This window comes from Flavisolibacter tropicus (assembly GCF_001644645.1).
Lineage (GTDB): Bacteria > Bacteroidota > Bacteroidia > Chitinophagales > Chitinophagaceae > Flavisolibacter > Flavisolibacter tropicus.
Genome location: NZ_CP011390.1, coordinates 2,618,568 through 2,637,021 on the forward strand (window position 1 = coordinate 2,618,568; position 18,454 = coordinate 2,637,021).

The following is an 18,454-nucleotide window of genomic DNA, read 5'->3' on the forward strand; positions in this document are numbered from 1 at the left end:
CTGCTTCTAATAAAAAAATCCCTCCTAAGCGGAGGGATTTGTAAGTAAGTATGCGAAAGTGATTATTATCCTTCAGATACAACGAACGTAATAGGCTGCTTACGATAAGCTTTTACCTGGCGTCCGTTTTGGATAGCAGGTGTCCATTTTGGACCTCTTTTAATTACACGTACCGCTTCATCTTCCATACCGTAGCCATGGCTGGTTAACGCTTTTACATCTGATACGTTACCTTCTTTGTCCACGATAAACTGAACCTGTACTGTGTAAGATCCGGGAGGTGCACCGTTATCAACTGGAGCAGAAGCGTTCAGGTTTCTTTCCAGGAACTTACGCCATTGGCCTTCACCACCTGGGAAAGAAGCTTCTACTTCCACTTTTGTAAAGGTTTGGTCGTAGTTAGTCTCATCTTTAGGAGCTTCTACTACAGCCTTTCCTTCGTCAACAACAGGAGCAGCAATACCTTGATCCTTGATACCTTCCTGGCTGATCACGTCAATTTTAGTGTCTTCCAGTTTTTCAACCTCTGGTGGAATGTCTTCTTTCTTAACCTCTTCATCTTTTACGATAACAGGAGGGGTGAATTTGGTCATTTCCACTTTTGGAGGTGGCTCTTGTTTTGGTGGTGGCGGTGGTGGCGGTTCAGGCTTCTGCTCTTCGGGCTCCTTGATATTTGCAAGCACCACGTCTTCTACTTTCAACTCCTTAGACCCCTTATCTTCCAATTGATTGGCTAAAAAGGATGTTAAGAATATCAGTAAAAGCAAACCAGCTGTAATCAACAAGGCCGTTGTGATACGCTTGTTATACGTTTTTCTGAGCTGATAAGCACCGTAAGCCTTGTTACGATCTTCAAACAGCAGATCCAGAAAATCAGTTTTTAAAATCTTGTTTGCTTCCATTTTAGTTATTTGTATTGAGATGTCTGTTTCAACATCTTTCCATAAAAAATAGCTACTTATTTAACGCCATTTCTAGCTTCTGTTGCTTTCAGCGGCTCATTTTCATTAGGCGTAATGTCTACAAGGGCAAAACGCTTAATTTCATTGATCGCCATTTCATCCAGAATGTCTACTGTATTCTTATAGGTAGCTTCATCATTTGGCTTAATAACCACTACCAGATCTTCTGCATTTGTTCTGCGCTTCTTATCGATCAGCACTTCACGAATACCTTTGAAATTAGTAGACTTGAAATTAGAACCATCTGGTGCTAACTGACCTTCATAATAGTATACTTGGTCAGCTTTACCTAACATGATGGTTAAGGCGCCGGACTCTTTAGCTTTGTTCTGCTCTTCTTTCTTATCGGTATCCTTTGGCATGAACAGCTGCATAGCTGCAGGTGAGCTCATGGTTGAGGTAAAGATAAAGAAGGTGATCAGCAAAAAACCCAAGTCCACCATTGGAGTCATATCTACACGGGTAGAAAGCTTTTTGGCCTTTTTGACCCCAGGTCCTTTCTTATGGCCACTATCTCCACCAGTATCTAAACTTGCCATTTCTGAGTTTTTTTAGATTAAGAAATTATTTTTTTTGGGTACACGACCTTCACTTCTGGTTTTGTAAAGATCAGTACCTGCAGGTGCATCTTCAGGAGATGTAACTAACTGAAACTTATAAATATCGTTTCTTTTAAACGCATCAAGTACGTTTTTAAAAGCAGGATATTTAGCTGAGTTGTCACCCTTGATAAGGTAGTTAATCTTTCTCTGCTGAAAACCTTTAACACCGGCATTCAGCCAATAATACAGTTCATTGCTGGCTGAATCTGTAATAGGAATGCCTGGCACAGTTGCCATTACGGATTTCTGTTTGTCAGCAGGCAAAGCCAGGAAGCTTTTTAGCTGTGTAAAAGGAACGCCAATAGACTGCCCTTTTACGAAACTATTGATCTCGTTAGGTGTCAAACCCAGGTTCTTAGTTTGATTGATATTATCAATAACATACTTTTTTGCCTCTGGATTAGCGTCAGCCAATACTGTGAAAAATACACGGCCTTTGGCATCCATTTCTACCAGCAACGCATCATTTTCAGGAAGCTTGTCTGTTGAAACAGAGTTAGGTGTAGTGATTGATACGGGCTCTGGTGGCTTCATTTTAGTCGCCATAATAAAGAAGGACAGAATCAGGAATGCAATATCCACGAAGGGCGTCATGTCATTCTCTGTACTCTTCCTTGGTATCTTAACACTTGGCATTATTAATTAATTTTTAATGAGATGCAATGGGTTTACAAATTCCATAAAACGTTTGCTTCTTATTTATACATAGAAGCAAAGCTCTGTGTCAATGTAAAGCCAGACTCATCAATACCATAAGTAATGCTATCGATCTTAGTAGTAAACACGTTGTACATTACAAGAGATAAGGCAGAAGTACCGATACCTAATGCTGTGTTATAAAGGGCCTCAGAGATACCAACCGCTAGGTTACTAGCTGCACCGGCACCACCTTCAGCACCCAACGCCGCGAATGAACGGATCATACCTAATACCGTACCTAACAACGCTACCAGGGTACCAAGAGATACGATTGTAGAAAGGAAAACCAGGTTCTTCTGTAACATAGGCAATTCCAAAGCAGTAGCTTCTTCTACTTCTTTCTGGATAGCCAATACTTTTTGATCAGTATCTAAATCAGTTACGTTGATCATTTCTTTGTAACGACGTAAACCAGCTTTCATAACGTTAGCTACTGAACCACGTTGCTTGTCGCACTCAGCTAAAGCAGCGTCTACGTTACGGTTAGCCAGGTGATATTGTACTTTTCTTACGAAGTCAGCAATAGAACCTTTACCTAACGCTTTGCTGATGGTCATGAAACGCTCGATAGAGAATGATACCACCATTAACAATAAGCCAATCAATAAAGGAACGATAATACCACCTTCATAAATTGCATTGAATGCGCTTTTTGGGTCGCGGTGGTGAGGCCAGAAGCCACCTGTAGTATCAGGTGTCTTAAAACCATCTGGATTACCCATTGCAAAGCGCCAAATAGAATAACCAACGACGATACATAGGATTGGAGCTAACCAGGAAATAAGGTTAGAGCTTTTCTTAGCCTGAACAGATGTCGCCTTTACTGTTGTGTTTGTAGTACTTGCAGATGGTCTTTGTTCTGCCATGATCTTAATTTTTAATTTTTAAAAATGAAAATTGATATACAAATTTTAAGCGGTCACAATTCTACTGAAAAAATGCAATAAATGTTTACGAGGTTGCATTTTTTTCCTTATTTAATTTTGGAAAGATAATACATTAGTTTTCAAAACTTTCTATTCTTAGCTGTACTTATTCATAGCGAAGTGCTTCTATAGGGTTTAATTTGCCCGCTTTCAGAGCCGGATACAAGCCAGCTAATAATCCAACGCTAGTACAAATAACAATGCCGTAAGCTACCCATTTCCAAGGTACTACAAATCCTGTGCTCAATACCATTGAAAACAAATTGCCAACGAATATTCCCAGTACAATACCAAAGATGGCTCCTAAGATACTAATCAAAATGGCTTCTGTTAAAAACTGATGCCTTACTGTTTTACTTTTTCCTCCAATTGCCTTTATTAAGCCTACCTCTTTAGTACGTTCTGTAACAGATACCAACATGATATTCATCAAGCCAATGGCGGCCCCAATCAACGTGATCATTCCGATAACAATAACTGCGGTTGTTAGACTTCCCAATATATTCATTGCCTTTTCAGCAATGCTATCGTTACGATCCAATACAAAATTGCTATCTTCTGTGGTGCTTAATTTTCGTATAGATCGGAAAACACCTTCTGCTTCACCCATGGCCTCTTCAACTTGATTGATATCATCTGTCATCACCCCTATGGTCGCAGATACATTGGAAGAAAAATTACGCCGAATATTTTTATATCCTGTTAAAATCAAGTTATCTCGGCTTATTCCAAAAGAGCTGCCACGACTGGCCAATACACCAATTACTCGATAAGGAAGACCATTGACACGAACAATACTATTCACGGCCTTGGTTAACCGATCTTTGAATAATTTGTTAGCCACATCATAACCAAGAATAACAACATTACTGCCGCTTTGAACTTCCTGGCGACTAAAATTTCGACCATTAAAAAATTCATATCCATTTAGGGCTATATAATTCTCGTCTCCGCCAAAAACCAAAATATTGGGACTAGTCTTTTTTTGTTCATTGTTTACAATTGCATCTCTGGCAGCAAATAAAGAGATACCAATATGTGCAGGAAATTGATACTGTTGTACAAAAAGTTCCGCCTCATCTACAGTAATTGGGCGCCCCAAACTGGATGTTTTTTCCTTGCGGTTATTTCTTTTTGAAACTTTCAGTTCTGAATTGTTACCACCGATTCTAATATTACGCTCTTTAAAACGGATGGTAAAGCCATTAGCTCCCATGGTAGAGAAGCTTTCACTAAACTTTTGATTCATGGCTTTAATGGCTGTAACAATACCAATTAAGGCCATAATGCCAAAAGCAATAATGGCGACGGTTATACCCGTACGCAACCTGTTAGCACGAATCGTTCTAAAGGCAAGAGAAAAAACATCACCGGTTTTCATCAAAAAAAAGAAGGTCTACTAAAATTAGTAAACCTTCTAAACAATTTTTCAAAATATTTATTACCACTAGAAGTAAAGCCAATAGAGCAATACATTAGGGAATAAGCCCAAGATAATAGTTGCAGCCGCTAAGCCTACTAACGTATATTTAAAACTGCTAGTCAACTCCAGAACCGGAGCATTGCCTGTTTTAAAATACATAGCTTGTATAAGGCGGAAATAGTAATACACGCTTATTGCAGCCATTAATACAGCAAAAATGGCTAACCATAAACTTCCACTTTCCACAACCCCTTTCAACATATAAAACTTCGCCAGGAAGCCCGCCGTTAATGGGATACCGGCTAATGATAACAGAAAGATAACCAAACTAGCGGCTACTACAGGTTGCGCTTTGGCAAACCCGTTAAAGCCGTCGAACGTATAATCCTGCATCTTGATGAGTACTGCAAAAATTCCAATTGTAGCAAATGAATAAGCAGCGGCGTAAAGTAACAAACCGTCTTTCGCTTCAGAGCTCAATGTATAAACAGCCAACATCATGAACCCTGCTTGTGCAATGGAAGAGTAGGCCAGCATACGCTTTACACTTTGCTGAAACACTGCAGTGATGTTGCCAATAAATAAAGTAATGACAGTTATAATGGCTACTATTAGTTTCCACTCTGCTCTAATACCACCAAAAGCTTCATCAAATAAGCGCATGAAACCTATAAAGCCGGCTGCTTTCACTACTGTTGCCATAAAGGAGGTAAACACAGTTGGCGCGCCATCGTACACATCTGGTGTCCAGAAGTGGAAGGGAGCAGCTGAAACTTTAAATGACAAGGCAAACAGCAACATCAACAAGCCTGTAATAAACAAAACAGGTACTTGTCCTTGAGGCAATTGCATCATTGTGGTATAAAAAGTTCCGGTTGCGCCATAGATCAAGGTTATACCCATCAACATCAAGCCTGTTGAAAAAGAACCCATTAAGAAGTATTTCAACGCAGCTTCATTGCTTTTCAGGTTGCGTTTATCGCTACCGGTAAGGATATATAATGGAATTGATAAGATCTCTATACCGAGGAATAAGATCAACATTGACTTGAAAGATGCAGTCATGGTAATTCCGCAAAGCACAAAGAAGATAAGAGCAAAGTAATCGCTGTAATTCATCCCTACTCTTTCCATATCTTTTGAGGATAAGACAAAGAATATAAGCGTGCTAAGCGTAGCAATGATCGTAAATAGCAATGCAAAATGATCAAATACCATCATGCCTTTTGTATCAACCGCTACTAATTGAATACCACGTAGCTCTAATACTGCTACAGCTATAATTGCAATCAATAAAATATGTGCTAATGTGCGAACAGCTGACTTTGTCTTTAAGAAAAAGCCACTGAACATCATGATAACACCACTAAGAGCCGATAAGATTAATGCGTTCATATTATTTTACCAGTTGCGCAACGTTTGCATCTTTTAATAAGGTTTCAACAAAACCATCTGTCAGGTTCAGTAATGGCTGAGGATATACCCCAAATACCAGGATCAATAGAACAATAGCTCCTAAAGCCAGGCGTTGGTTCATAAGGATATCTGTAGCAGTAGCCGTCAATTTATTAGTTGATCCGTAAAACACTTTCTGGATCATATTCAGTGTATAAACAGCAGAAAGAATTATACTCAACCCAGCAAAAACGGTGAAAATGACTTTGTATTGGGTTAGGCCATTCCAAATACCATTAAACATCAGGAACTCACCCACAAATGCATTTGTTAGCGGCAATGAAATATTGGCGAAAGCAACAATAACCAATAGTGTGGTTAGACCGGGTGCCTTTTGAGCAATACCTCCTAATTCAGACAGCTTACGCGTTCCGAACTTATGCTCAATTGCGTCGACTACAATCCAAAGTCCGATAATGTTTATTCCATGGTTAAACATCTGGATCATTACACCTTGCCATCCGATGTGATTTTCAGCAAAGATGGCCATTACCATTAACCCTATGTGAGCTATAGAAGAGTATGCTACCAGGCGCTTAATATCGTCTTGACGCATAGCAATTAGTGAAGCGTAAATAATACCGATAACAGCAAGACTCATTACCACATCACCCCAAGCATAAGATGCAGATGGCACTACAGGTAGTACCCAGCGAATGACAGCAAATACACCCATCTTCACCATGATACCACTTAGTACCATTGTAACAGCAGTTGGTGATTGTTCATAAGCATCTGGCTGCCAGGTATGGAATGGGAACACGGGCATTTTAATAGCAAATGCTATAAATAACATCCAAAAGATCCAGGATTGAGTAGCAGTAGGAAGCTTCAAGTTATAGAATGCTTCCATTGCAAAAGAATGATCTGGTGTTTGAAAATAAAGATATAATAAGCCGATCAGCATTAATACAGAACCAGCAAATGTGTAGACAAAGAACTTAAAAGTAGCCTGAATACGTCTTTCACCACCCCAGCCAGAACAAAGGAAATAAACAGGGATCAGTGCTAACTCCCAGAAGAAGTAAAACAGTAAGGCGTCTATAGCAACAAATACACCTATTAACCCTGCTTGCGTTAATAACATCAGCGCAAAGAAATTGTGCGCATTACGATATTCATTTTTCCATGTGGCCAGGAAGATAACCGGATATGCGATCCCTGTTAATAAACACAGTAATGACGACATACCGTCCAGGCGAATAGAAAAAGAGCTACCTAATGTACCCAACCAAGGAGCAGTATAACTCAAACTATCTCCACCGCCTTTTAACATGGTTGCTCCGGCAATAGCCACAGCCATTGTAGCAAAAGATACCAGCAGAGACCAACCTTTTGCAGCTGGCTCATTCTTCAAGAAGAATGTTACAAGTCCACCTATCAGTGGCAGTAATATCAGTAACAGTACGATCATATTAAACCCCCATTCCGCCTAAGGCGGACTGTTTTACATTTATTATTTCAACTGGCTTAAGAGATAACTCTTTATCTCCTTTACCTCTTACTAATCTCTTAGCGTTTCAAAAAGAACTGTAACACAAAGAATACCACCATGCTAATCACCATCAACAGTACATAGCTTCCTACTTGTCCACTCTGTAACCAGCGCATTTGGCGACCACCATAATTGACTAAACGTCCAACTCCGTTTACAATTCCATCAATACCTAAGCGCTCTACAAAACGGTTCAACACTCCACCAATAGCCGATACAGGCTTTGCGATAATAGCATCATAGATCTCATCAACATACCATTTGTTTTCAAGCACCTTTCCAAAAGCACCCACCTGCTCCTCTTTATAAGTGCGGTAGCATACCCATGCAATCAGGATAGCAGCAACAACTATAGCTGTAGTCAATCCCATCAACATCCATTCTGTAGAATGCTCTACATGATGGGCTGCAGAAGGAACAACAGGTGCTAAATACTCTGCTAATTTTTCACCGCCGTGTACAAACAGCTCAGGAACACCAACAAAGCCACCAATGATAGAAAGCACTGCCAATACAACCAAAGGAATGGTCATGGCTGCAGGGCTTTCATGTACATGATGACGCTGCTCTTCTGTGCCTCTAAAGGTGCCAAAGAAGGTAATGAACAACAAGCGGAACATATAAAATGCCGTTAATGCAGCGGTAATCAATCCTATAGCATATAATGCTTTATTATGCTCAAAAGCACCTAATAAAATGGCATCTTTTGAGAAGAAACCGGAGAATGGAGGAATACCGGCAATTGCCAAACAACCAATCAGGAAGGTGATATACGTGATCTTCAACTTTCCTTTCAGGCCACCCATAAAACGGATATCCTGTTGTCCGCTCATGGCATGAATAACACTACCTGATCCCAGGAACAACAAAGCCTTGAAAAAAGCATGTGTCATTACATGGAAAACGGCAGCTACATAAGATCCTGTACCTAAAGCCAGGAACATATAGCCAAGCTGGCTAACTGTTGAATAGGCTAATACTTTTTTAATATCGTTTTGTCTTAACGCAATAGTAGCAGCAAACAAAGCCGTAGCCGCACCAATAATAGCAACGATATTATTCGTTAGTTCAGCATGTGCATACAAGGCATTGCTACGAGCAATCATGTAAATACCAGCCGTTACCATCGTTGCAGCATGGATCAAGGCTGAAACTGGTGTAGGACCTGCCATGGCATCTGGCAGCCAAGTATAAAGCGGAATCTGTGCACTTTTACCGGTTGCACCTACAAAAAGCAATAAAGTAATACCAATGATATCTGTAGAAGTCAGTTTGCTTACGTTAGCAAATACAGTAGTATACTCTACGCTACCAATCTTTGCAAAGATCCAGAACACCGCCAGCAAGAAACCCAGATCACCGATACGGTTCATCACAAAGGCTTTTTTAGCAGCCTTGGTGTAATCAATATTCTTAAACCAGTAACCTATCAATAAGTAAGAACATAACCCTACGCCTTCCCAACCAATGAACATAATCACATAGTTAGCGCCCATTACCAGTAGCAACATTGAGAAAACGAATAGGTTCAGGTAGGAGAAATATCTTCCAAAATGCTCTTCTTTTTCTTCATGCATATAAGCAGTGGAATACACATGGATCAAAAAGCCCACACCAGTAATGATTAATAAGAACAGTGTAGACAACTGATCAATTTGAAAAGCAAATGGAATTCGCAAGTTGGCTACTTTGATAAAATCAAAATAGCTGATTGGCGAAGTGGAATAGTCCTTTTGCAAGAACAGCATTAGACTGATGATAAACGAGCCTAATACGGTACCGCTACCAATAACACTTACCAATCCTTTCGATAAATACTTTCTTCCCAGGCCATTGATCAAAAACCCGATAAAAGGTAAAAGAGGAATGAGTATAATTAAGTTCTTCATATAAAAGAGAAGCTGTGAGCTTTGAGCTGAAAGCCGCGAGTTGATTCTCATAGCTCGCAACTAATAGCTCATAGCTGTTTAATGTTTTAGTCTGTTCAAAAAGTTTACATCTACAGAATGTGTATTACGATACAGCATTACAATAATGGCAAGACCGACACTTACTTCAGCAGCGGCTACCACCATAATAAAGAATACAAATAGCTGTCCTTCGGCTCCTATCATATTATTGGCGACACCTGCGGTCACGGCTTTCAAATGGTGCATTTTTGAAAACGCCACCAATAAAAGATTCACAGCATTCAACATCAACTCAATACACATGAAGATGATGATGGCATTACGGCGGGTTAATACCCCCACAATACCAATGACAAATAAGGCTATCGATAAAAAGATGTAATAATTGATTGGCATGTTACTGCTTTTTTATTGCCACTTTGAGGTGCGGCTGACCTTTAAAAGGACCAAAGCCCAAATGTTTTATACGGTGTGAATTTCTTCTTCTGCGATATATTTAGCCTGTGCTCTTCTAGTGGTAGTGGCATCCTTATCGCGTTTACCGATCACAACAGCACCTACCATAGCACTTAAGAACAGTACGCTACTGATTTCAAAAGGCACTACATAATCGCTGAACAGCACCTTACCTAAGTTTTGGATCAAGCCAATATCGCCTTCTTTCATCTGTGCCATTGCAGACTCCGTATGGCGCAACGCTGCTACCATTACTAGCAATAAGCTACCGCCGGCTACAGCACCTGCCAGCTTTAACCATTTGTTCTTTTGTGGTTCAGTTTCCTTGCTCAAGTTCATTAACATGATCACGAAAAGGAACAATACCATGATGGCACCTGCATAAACAATGATGTTTACGATAGCCAGAAACTGGGCATTTAATAAAATATAGTGTCCGGAGATAGCAAAAAAAGTAATGATCAGCGACAGTACGCTGTACACTGGGTTCTTACTGGCAATAACCGCTATTGCACTAATCAATGCCAGTGCAGAAAGAACATAAAAAAGGATTTCTGTGATTCCCATGTAGCAGTATTATTTAATTTCTTTTCCAATTGTTCCCTTAGCCTTTGCGTACGCTTCAGGTTCTGTCTTTGGATTGGGGATTAATAAATCGTCTTTCCCGTAAATAAAGCCTTTGCGAGCATAGTTGGCTGGTGCAAATGTTTGCGACAAGTATATCGCGTCTTTTGGACAGGCTTCTTCGCAAAGGCCGCAGAAAATACAACGCAACATATTGATCTCATACTTTGCTGCGTATTTTTCTTCACGGTACAGCCCCTCTTCACCTTTCTGACGCTCTGCGGCTTCCATTGTGATTGCTTCTGCGGGACACGCAACAGCACAAAGACCGCAGGCTGTACAACGCTCACGACCTTCTTCATCACGGTTTAAAATATGCACCCCGCGAAATACTGCGGAGAAGGGACGCGTAACCTCCGGGTAATTAATCGTAGGCTTTTTCTTGAACATGTGGCTAAACGTAATGCCCATACCCTTTGCAATAGCCGGCAGGTACATTTTTTCCCATATTGTCATGGGTTTACGTTCAACTCCTTTTGATCTGTTTGTTAATGATTGCATTATTAAATGCCTCCTTCTTATTTCCCCAGGGGAGGAAGGATTTTAAAAATTTCGCAAATATATTTTATCAATCGCACTTACCCACCGAATCACGATGCACTCAGCAAAGAGATTTGATAGGTTTTATTTATTTAATGCCAATAGCACTACAGCCGTAATGATCATATTCACTAAAGCCATAGGAATCAACCCTTTCCAGCCCAGGTTCATCAATTGGTCATAGCGGAAGCGAGGTAGTGTCCAGCGGATCCACATGAACAGGAAGATGAACAAACAAGCTTTCAGCATTAAAACAGAAAAGCTGATCAGACCTACCCACCAATGGTTACCCCACGCTGCTTCGTTTACAAACGGAATATCATAACCACCGAAAAACAAAGTAGCCATTACCACGCTGCTGATAAACATGTTGATGTATTCCGCAAACAGGAAGAAACCCAGCTTCATAGATGAGTACTCCTGATGGTAACCAAAGTTCAACTCGTTCTCCGCTTCTGCTAAGTCAAAGGGTGTACGGTTACACTCAGCCAATGCACAAATAAAGAAGATCAGGAAACCTAAAGGTTGATAAAGAATATTCCACCCATTGGCTATTTGATGATCAACAATGGCACTCAACCGCAATGAGCCCACAATCATTAAAACGGCAATCAGTGACATACCCATTGCCAATTCATAAGAGATCATTTGAGAAGCGCCACGGATAGCTGCCAGCAATGAGAATTTATTGTTAGATGCCCAACCACCAATCATGATGCTATACACACCCAAACTCACTACTCCAAATACATACAAAACACCAATATTGATATCAGCAATCTGCAAACTCACATCACGACCGAAAATATGGATAGTGCCTCCCCAAGGAATTACTGCGCTGGTCATCAGGGCTGTAATCATGGCTAACATAGGGCCAAGGATAAACAGCGATTTTGATGAAGCCATTGGAATGATTTCTTCTTTAAAGAACAACTTCAAACCATCCGCCATTGGCTGTAGAATTCCAAAAGGCCCCGCACGGTTAGGACCACGACGATCTTGTAAGACGGCCGCAATCTTGCGTTCTGCATAGGTACTGTACATTGCTACTACTAAAGCTGTTGTTACAATGACAGCAATGAGAATAAACTTCTCCAGCAAAAACCACCAATCAAATTGTAATAAATACATAGTATAAAAGCTGCAAGCTGTAAGCTGCACGCTACACGCAGTAGCAAGCAGTTATTCGCTTTTGTGTTTTACTTTTTTGTCAACTCGTCGTTCTCTTTCACGTCTCACGTTTGACGTTTCACGATACTCACCACTCAACCCTTATGGCGTATTCGGATTCGTCGAATCCGTTCCCGCCATATTTCTTCCTTGCCCTTCTTTAATATCAGTTACGTTAGTTCCTGCTACCTTTGACTTACCATTAAAAGTAGCGCTGGTTGCAGGTCCTTGAATCTCATTTAGGTCCACGGTATTTACTTCACTTATGCTATGGATGTCCATCAACAGTTTAGGTTTACGACCATCCATTACCGCTTCAAATGTTTCCTGTGGCTTCACGATATTATTATAGTGTCCTGCGTTTATTACTGAATGACGATCCAAACGGGTTGGTCCTTCAATAACCCAATCACTAACTTTCTTTTTCTCAAAGCGGCAAGTATTACAGATCCAATCTTCAACTTCACCCCACTGGTCTTTACGAGCTGTAACACGCAACACATCATCACCACGCATCCACAAACGTACCTTACCCTTACAAGTAGGACAATCGCAATGCGCATCTACCGGCTTGGTAAACCATACGCGGTTTTTAAAGCGGAAGGTTCTATCCGTTAAAGCCCCAACCGGACAAACATCAATTACGTTTCCAATGAACTCATTGTCCAAAGCCTTTTCAATATAGGTAGCAATCTGTGCGTGATCACCTCTATCCAGTACACCATGCTCACGGTTTCCAGCCACTTGGTTTGCTGTGTATACACAACGGTAGCAAAGAATACAACGTGTCATGTGCAGCTGAATATATGGTCCCAGATCAATGCGTTCAAACGTACGACGCTTGAACTCATAGCGGGTACCTTCTGCGCCATGCTCATAACTTAAGTCTTGTAGATCGCACTCACCAGCTTGGTCACACACCGGACAATCCAGTGGATGGTTGATCAACAAGAACTCTACTACACCTTTGCGGGCTTCCAGCACCGCGGGGTTTGTGATATTCTCTACGATCATGCCATCCATTACCGTTGTACGGCAAGAAGCAACCAGCTTGGGCATCGGGCGTGGATCTGCAGTAGAACCTGCTGCTACCCGCACCAGACACGTACGACATTTACCACCGCTCCCTTGCAACTTGCTGTAATAGCACATGGCAGGAGGCACTATATCACCACCAATTTGACGAGCAGCCTGTAGGATCGTTGTTCCCGGCTCCACTTCAATGGTGATGTTATCTATCGTTACCTTAAATAATTGTTTTTGTTCGCTCATATTTGAGATTTCACGCAAAGCCGCAAAGAGGCTAAGTCGCAAAGTTTATAAGTTATTTACTATTCGATGTATCCCATCTTTTATTAAAGGAACATTGAAATTGACCAATAAGCCAAGTTTCAACTTCGTTAATTTCAGATAAGTCGTTACCTGCTTATAATGTAAGTCAGCTAATACTTCAACTGACTTTAATTCAATGATCACTCTATTGCTTACAATGACATCGGCCCTAAAGCCAACTTCCAATCTGATCTCTTCATGTATAAGAGGAATGCCCTGCTGTCTTACATAAGGTAAACCAGCTTTGCTCAACTCATAACAAACCAACTCCTCATATACGCTTTCAAATAAGCCCGGTCCATATTTCTTATGAATGCGGAAACAGATATCAACTACTGTTTTCGCTATTTCATTCTCTATCATCTAATCCTTAGCGCCCTTGCTCCTTTGCGAGCAACTTACGCCACGGACACTCCAAGGGGATCAGCGTAATGTGCCAATCCAAAGTTTCTTTTCTGCGCTTCTTCCGGATGCAATACGTGCCATTCAAATTCATCACGGAAATGACGGATCGCTGCTGCCACTGGCCATGCGGCAGCATCACCCAATGGACAGATCGTATTTCCTTCAATCTTCCGTTGAATATCCCACAACAGATCAATGTCACTCATTTTACCCTTACCGGTTTCAATGTTGTGAAGGATCTTTTCCATCCACCCTGTACCCTCACGGCAAGGAGAACACTGACCGCAACTTTCATGACGATAGAAGCGGGCTAGTGTATAAGTATTCTTTACGATACACTGATCTTCATCTAATACAATAAAACCTCCGGAACCTAACATGGAGCCGGTAGGGAAACCACCATCGGCCAGACTTTCATAAGTCATCATCCGCTTCTCACCCTTAGCTGTTGTCAGTAACAGGTTAGCTGGCAAAATAGGAACAGAAGATCCTCCCGGAATACAAGCTTTTAATCGCTTGCCATTGGGAATACCTCCACAATACTCATCGCTGTAGATAAATTCTTCAACAGAGATGGTCATGTCGATCTCATAAACGCCAGGCTTGTTAATGTTACCACAGGCAGAGATCAACTTGGTACCGGTAGATTTACCAATACCTATCTTGGCATATTCTTCAGCGCCAATGTTCATAATAGGAACAATGGCCGCTAACGTTTCTACGTTGTTTACTACCGTTGGGCAATCCCACAAACCTTTGATGGCAGGGAACGGAGGCTTTATACGAGGGTTACCGCGCTTACCTTCAAGTGATTCAATCAACGCCGTTTCTTCACCACAGATATAAGCACCTGCACCGCGCTGTACATAGATCTGGCAATCAAAGCCAGCACCTAAAATATTTTTACCGAGGAAACCTGCCTGATTAGCTTCTGCAATGGCTTGCTCCAGAATATCTACGATCCAGGCGTATTCACCACGGATATAGATATAAGTTCTGTTAGAGCCTAATGCAAACGAAGAAATTAAAAGGCCTTCTATCAATAAATGCGGAATGAACTCCATCAGGTAACGGTCTTTAAATGTACCGGGCTCTGATTCGTCCGCATTACATACCAAATAGCGGGGCACACCTTCTGGTTTTGCCAGGAAGCTCCATTTCATACCGGTAGGAAAACCGGCACCACCACGACCTCGCAGACCGCTTTTTTTCACTTCTTCCACGATATCTGCCGGAGACATTTTCAATGCCTTTTCAGCAGCATCGTAACCACCATTCTTGCGGTAGGTATCGTAATAACGAATCCCTTCAACGTGTGCTTTTTCTAATAAAAGTTTTCTTCCCATATGACTAAATCCTTGCGGACTTATTTATAATTAAAATCGTCAACGTTTGATCTATCAGCTTTTCTTTAGGCTTTAACGGCCTGCCTGGCAAATAAGTACCATTTCCGTTTCTGCTTGATCCATATTTCCAGTACGCGCAACTTGTATGTAGCCCGATTACCATTTACGGCTACATCAATGGTAGCTATAAAACGAGCCTGTGCCACTTTATTCTGTGCGGCTATGCTAACACTATCCTCTTGAATAGAATAGTATTTCGTATAACCACTTGCCAGGTTGCCTAATAATTCCCGGCGCCCTTCTATCCAACCATTACTATGACCATAACTCAATTTCTCGTGCACGTAACGTTGAAGTTTGAAATCTTGCGACACCAGTAGCTGATGAAAATCTTTCATGGTTTGAAGCACTTCATCCTGTTGTCCAAAACTTACCAGGCCTTTGCCAAAGAACAGTATAATAAAAAGCCATGTTTTCATACGGACATAGACTTTTTATTAATAGACTTATAAAGAGTCACCTTCATAAGTTTAATTGTTGCGGGCTGCAGCAGCTCTGCATTCTTCGATGATCTGATCCACTCTTTCTTTGGTCAAATGCTCTTTAAAATGTTTACCTAACTGCATCATTGGGGCATACCCACAGGCACCCAAGCACTCAACTGTTTTCAACGTGAACATACCATCTGGAGTAGTTTCGCCTACCCCAATACCTAACTTCTCTTTGATATAAGCAATGATATCATCACTACCTCTCACCATACAAGGACCTGTATGGCATACTTCAAATAAGTATTTGCCAATAGGTTTTAGGTTGTACATGCTGTAGAATGTTGCAACCTCATATACTTCAATTGACTTTATCTGTAAGAGCTCCGCTACATAATCCATCACCTCAGAACTCAGCCAGCCGCCATTGTCCTCTTGTGCCATATGCAAAACAGGAATCAACGCACTTTTCTGCTTTCCATCCGGATAGCGCGCAATGATCTCTCTTACCTTTTGTAGACGTTCTTCTGAAAATTTCATATAAACCCCCAACCCCTAAAGGGGAGTTTTGGTTTTAATTATTATATCGGTCCTGTTAAAGTGAGACAAGGCAAACATCTATCAAGTTATTACCCGGTCCATACTATCAACAATCTATATTTTGAAAGCGCACCTAAGTTCCCCTCAAGAGGGACTGTGTGCTGCTTATCCGTCCATTTCACCGGCAATCAGGTTCAGCGATGACATTACGATGATCGCATCACTCAACATGCTACCTTTCACCATTTCCTCGTACGCCTGGTAGTAAATAAAACACGGTCTGCGGAAATGCAGGCGATACGGGGTACGGCCGCCATCAGAGATCAGGTAATATCCAACTTCCCCATTACCACCTTCTACACTATGATAAACCTCTCCTGGTGGAATATCGATTTCACCCATTACTATCTTAAAGTGATAGATCAGGGCTTCCATCTTGGTATAAACATCTTTTTTCTCGGGCAGGTAATACTCCGGTACGTCGGCGTGGAAAATAGTAGCTTCCTCACCTTTGAACTCCTGGATCTTACGGTAAGCCTGCTTAATAATTTCAAGCGACTGCCACATTTCGCCATTACGCACTAAGAAGCGATCATACGTATCGCCGGTAGTACCTACTGGAATATCAAATTGGAAGTCTTGGTAACTGCAGTAAGGAGAATGGACGCGCACGTCATAATCTACACCAGCGGCGCGCAGGTTTGGTCCGGTAAAGCCATAGTTCAAGGCTCTTTCAGCACTAATAGGCCCCGTACCAATGGTACGATCCATGAAAATGCGGCTGCGTACAAACAGGCTTTCAAATTCTTTCAGTACCGCAGGGTATTCTTTTAAGAACTTTTCCAGCTTGGTAAAGGCAATGTTATTAAAGTCGCGCTCAAAACCACCAATACGACCAATATTAGTCGTTAAGCGGGAGCCGCACACTTCTTCCCAAATCTCATAGATCAACTCGCGGTATTGCATCACATACAGGAAACCGGTAAAGGCGCCGGTGTCCACACCAATCACCGAATTACAGATCAGGTGATCCGCAATACGGGCCAGCTCCATAATGATAACACGCAAGTAATCGACACGCTTTGGCGTTTGAATGCCCAACAGTTTTTCGCAGGTCATGTGCCAGCCCATGTTATTAATAGGGGCCGAGCAATAGTTCATACGGTCTGTTAATGGGGTAATTTGATAAAGCGGACGACGCTCAGCAATCTTTTCAAACGCCCGGTGGATATATCCTACTGTTTGTTCGGCAGATACAATACGCTCACCATCCAACTCCAAAATGTTTTGGAATACACCGTGTGTGGCCGGGTGTGTAGGACCCAGGTTCAGTGTGGTGGTTTCTCTTTTTTCACTGCCGGTTTGAAAGGCAGTTTCTGTTGTTATTGACATTTACAACTCCATTTCCACCGAAGTGGAACGTATTTTATGTTATCAACTTATAATTGTGTTTGTCCGTTACCGTGCAAACATTATTGATTGTCCGTAGCTCGGTCTACATGACCTTCTCCTACTGCAGGTATTTGCATGGGAGAACCATCAGTCTGGCGGTTTCCAAAGTCAAAGCTACCACCTCTACCAAACATTTCGTCATCTTTGTCAATTCGTGTTTGATCCTCTAATGGAAATTCTTTCCGCTGAGGGAAGTAATCCATTTCATCCACATTCATGATCCGTTTCAAATTAGGATGACCGACAAAGTTGACCCCGTAGAAATCATAGGCTTCGCGTTCCTGCCAGTTTGCAGAAGAAAACAGCTTACTGGCTGTATTTACATCCGGCTTCTGGATATCCAAGAATACCTTGAACCGGATACGTACATTATCAAACAGGTTGTGCAAATGATAAACAACAGCCAGCTCACGGCCTTTGTATGCCGGATAATGAACGGCCGTTACATCCGTTAAAAAGCGAAACTTCAATTCTTCATCATCATACAGGAATTGAAGTACATCCAGATTCATTGCTGCAGGTGCCTCAAAGGTCAACATCCCATAGGGCTCTTCAAAAGCAGTAGCCTGTGCCCCGAATTTCTCTGTTAGTTTCTGTTGTATATACTCGTTGGTCAATGCCATTTTTTA

Annotated in this window: 19 protein-coding genes; all 19 read right to left on the minus strand. The window is 41.5% G+C overall.

What is annotated here, in order from left to right:
- Positions 1-65: 65 nt before the first annotated feature.
- The 19 genes from SY85_RS10940 to SY85_RS11030 all read right to left on the minus strand — a co-directional run bounded on the left by SY85_RS10940 (position 66) and on the right by SY85_RS11030 (position 18,448).
- Positions 66-902 (minus strand): energy transducer TonB, encoded by an 837-nt coding sequence (locus SY85_RS10940; RefSeq protein WP_066404422.1) that lies wholly within the window; start codon positions 900-902, stop codon positions 66-68.
- A gap of 56 nt (positions 903-958) precedes the next feature.
- Positions 959-1,501, minus strand: coding sequence for an ExbD/TolR family protein (locus SY85_RS10945; RefSeq protein WP_066404424.1), 543 nt, complete (start codon positions 1,499-1,501; stop codon positions 959-961).
- A gap of 12 nt (positions 1,502-1,513) precedes the next feature.
- Positions 1,514-2,200 carry an ExbD/TolR family protein gene (locus tag SY85_RS10950; RefSeq protein ID WP_066404426.1) on the minus strand — a complete coding sequence of 229 codons (687 nt, stop codon included), beginning with the start codon at positions 2,198-2,200 and terminating at the stop codon, positions 1,514-1,516.
- Between the two features lie 59 nt (positions 2,201-2,259).
- Entirely contained in the window at positions 2,260-3,129 is an 870-nt protein-coding gene (locus SY85_RS10955; protein WP_066404428.1) for a MotA/TolQ/ExbB proton channel family protein, read from the minus strand.
- A 166-nt stretch (positions 3,130-3,295) separates the two neighbouring features.
- Positions 3,296-4,570, minus strand: a complete 1,275-nt coding sequence (locus tag SY85_RS10960; protein WP_066404430.1) for an ABC transporter permease — start codon at positions 4,568-4,570, stop codon at positions 3,296-3,298.
- A gap of 66 nt (positions 4,571-4,636) precedes the next feature.
- On the minus strand, positions 4,637-6,007 hold the full coding sequence (locus SY85_RS10965; RefSeq protein WP_066404434.1) for an NADH-quinone oxidoreductase subunit N: 1,371 nt from the start codon (positions 6,005-6,007) through the stop codon (positions 4,637-4,639).
- 1 nt (position 6,008) lies between these two features.
- Entirely contained in the window at positions 6,009-7,481 is a 1,473-nt protein-coding gene (locus SY85_RS10970; RefSeq protein WP_066404435.1) for a complex I subunit 4 family protein, read from the minus strand.
- Between the two features lie 98 nt (positions 7,482-7,579).
- Positions 7,580-9,451 (minus strand): NADH-quinone oxidoreductase subunit L, encoded by a 1,872-nt coding sequence (gene nuoL, locus SY85_RS10975; RefSeq protein ID WP_066409612.1) that lies wholly within the window; start codon positions 9,449-9,451, stop codon positions 7,580-7,582.
- Between the two features lie 78 nt (positions 9,452-9,529).
- Positions 9,530-9,868 carry an NADH-quinone oxidoreductase subunit NuoK gene (nuoK, locus tag SY85_RS10980; RefSeq protein ID WP_066404436.1) on the minus strand — a complete coding sequence of 113 codons (339 nt, stop codon included), beginning with the start codon at positions 9,866-9,868 and terminating at the stop codon, positions 9,530-9,532.
- 66 nt (positions 9,869-9,934) lie between these two features.
- On the minus strand, positions 9,935-10,495 hold the full coding sequence (locus SY85_RS10985; RefSeq protein WP_082886373.1) for an NADH-quinone oxidoreductase subunit J family protein: 561 nt from the start codon (positions 10,493-10,495) through the stop codon (positions 9,935-9,937).
- 9 nt (positions 10,496-10,504) lie between these two features.
- A complete protein-coding gene (nuoI, locus tag SY85_RS10990; protein ID WP_226999063.1) occupies positions 10,505-11,008 on the minus strand; it encodes an NADH-quinone oxidoreductase subunit NuoI in 504 nt (167 codons plus the stop codon).
- Positions 11,009-11,176: 168 nt separating this feature from the next.
- The gene (gene nuoH / locus SY85_RS10995) at positions 11,177-12,223 is read right to left on the minus strand and encodes an NADH-quinone oxidoreductase subunit NuoH (RefSeq protein ID WP_066409613.1); all 1,047 of its coding nucleotides are present in this window, start codon (positions 12,221-12,223) and stop codon (positions 11,177-11,179) included.
- 141 nt (positions 12,224-12,364) lie between these two features.
- Positions 12,365-13,534, minus strand: a complete 1,170-nt coding sequence (locus SY85_RS11000) for an NADH-quinone oxidoreductase subunit G (RefSeq protein ID WP_082886374.1) — start codon at positions 13,532-13,534, stop codon at positions 12,365-12,367.
- 45 nt (positions 13,535-13,579) lie between these two features.
- Positions 13,580-13,957 carry a GxxExxY protein gene (locus SY85_RS11005; protein WP_066404439.1) on the minus strand — a complete coding sequence of 126 codons (378 nt, stop codon included), beginning with the start codon at positions 13,955-13,957 and terminating at the stop codon, positions 13,580-13,582.
- Between the two features lie 35 nt (positions 13,958-13,992).
- Positions 13,993-15,345: an NADH-quinone oxidoreductase subunit NuoF gene (nuoF, locus tag SY85_RS11010; RefSeq protein ID WP_066404441.1), complete on the minus strand. Its 1,353-nt coding sequence runs from the start codon at positions 15,343-15,345 to the stop codon at positions 13,993-13,995.
- 65 nt (positions 15,346-15,410) lie between these two features.
- Positions 15,411-15,824: a nuclear transport factor 2 family protein gene (locus SY85_RS11015; RefSeq protein WP_066404443.1), complete on the minus strand. Its 414-nt coding sequence runs from the start codon at positions 15,822-15,824 to the stop codon at positions 15,411-15,413.
- A 51-nt stretch (positions 15,825-15,875) separates the two neighbouring features.
- Positions 15,876-16,373, minus strand: a complete 498-nt coding sequence (locus tag SY85_RS11020) for an NADH-quinone oxidoreductase subunit NuoE family protein (RefSeq protein WP_066404445.1) — start codon at positions 16,371-16,373, stop codon at positions 15,876-15,878.
- Between the two features lie 165 nt (positions 16,374-16,538).
- The gene (locus tag SY85_RS11025) at positions 16,539-17,765 is read right to left on the minus strand and encodes an NADH-quinone oxidoreductase subunit D (protein ID WP_066404447.1); all 1,227 of its coding nucleotides are present in this window, start codon (positions 17,763-17,765) and stop codon (positions 16,539-16,541) included.
- A gap of 80 nt (positions 17,766-17,845) precedes the next feature.
- Positions 17,846-18,448: an NADH-quinone oxidoreductase subunit C gene (locus tag SY85_RS11030; RefSeq protein WP_066404449.1), complete on the minus strand. Its 603-nt coding sequence runs from the start codon at positions 18,446-18,448 to the stop codon at positions 17,846-17,848.
- Between the last annotated feature and the right edge of the window lie 6 nt (positions 18,449-18,454).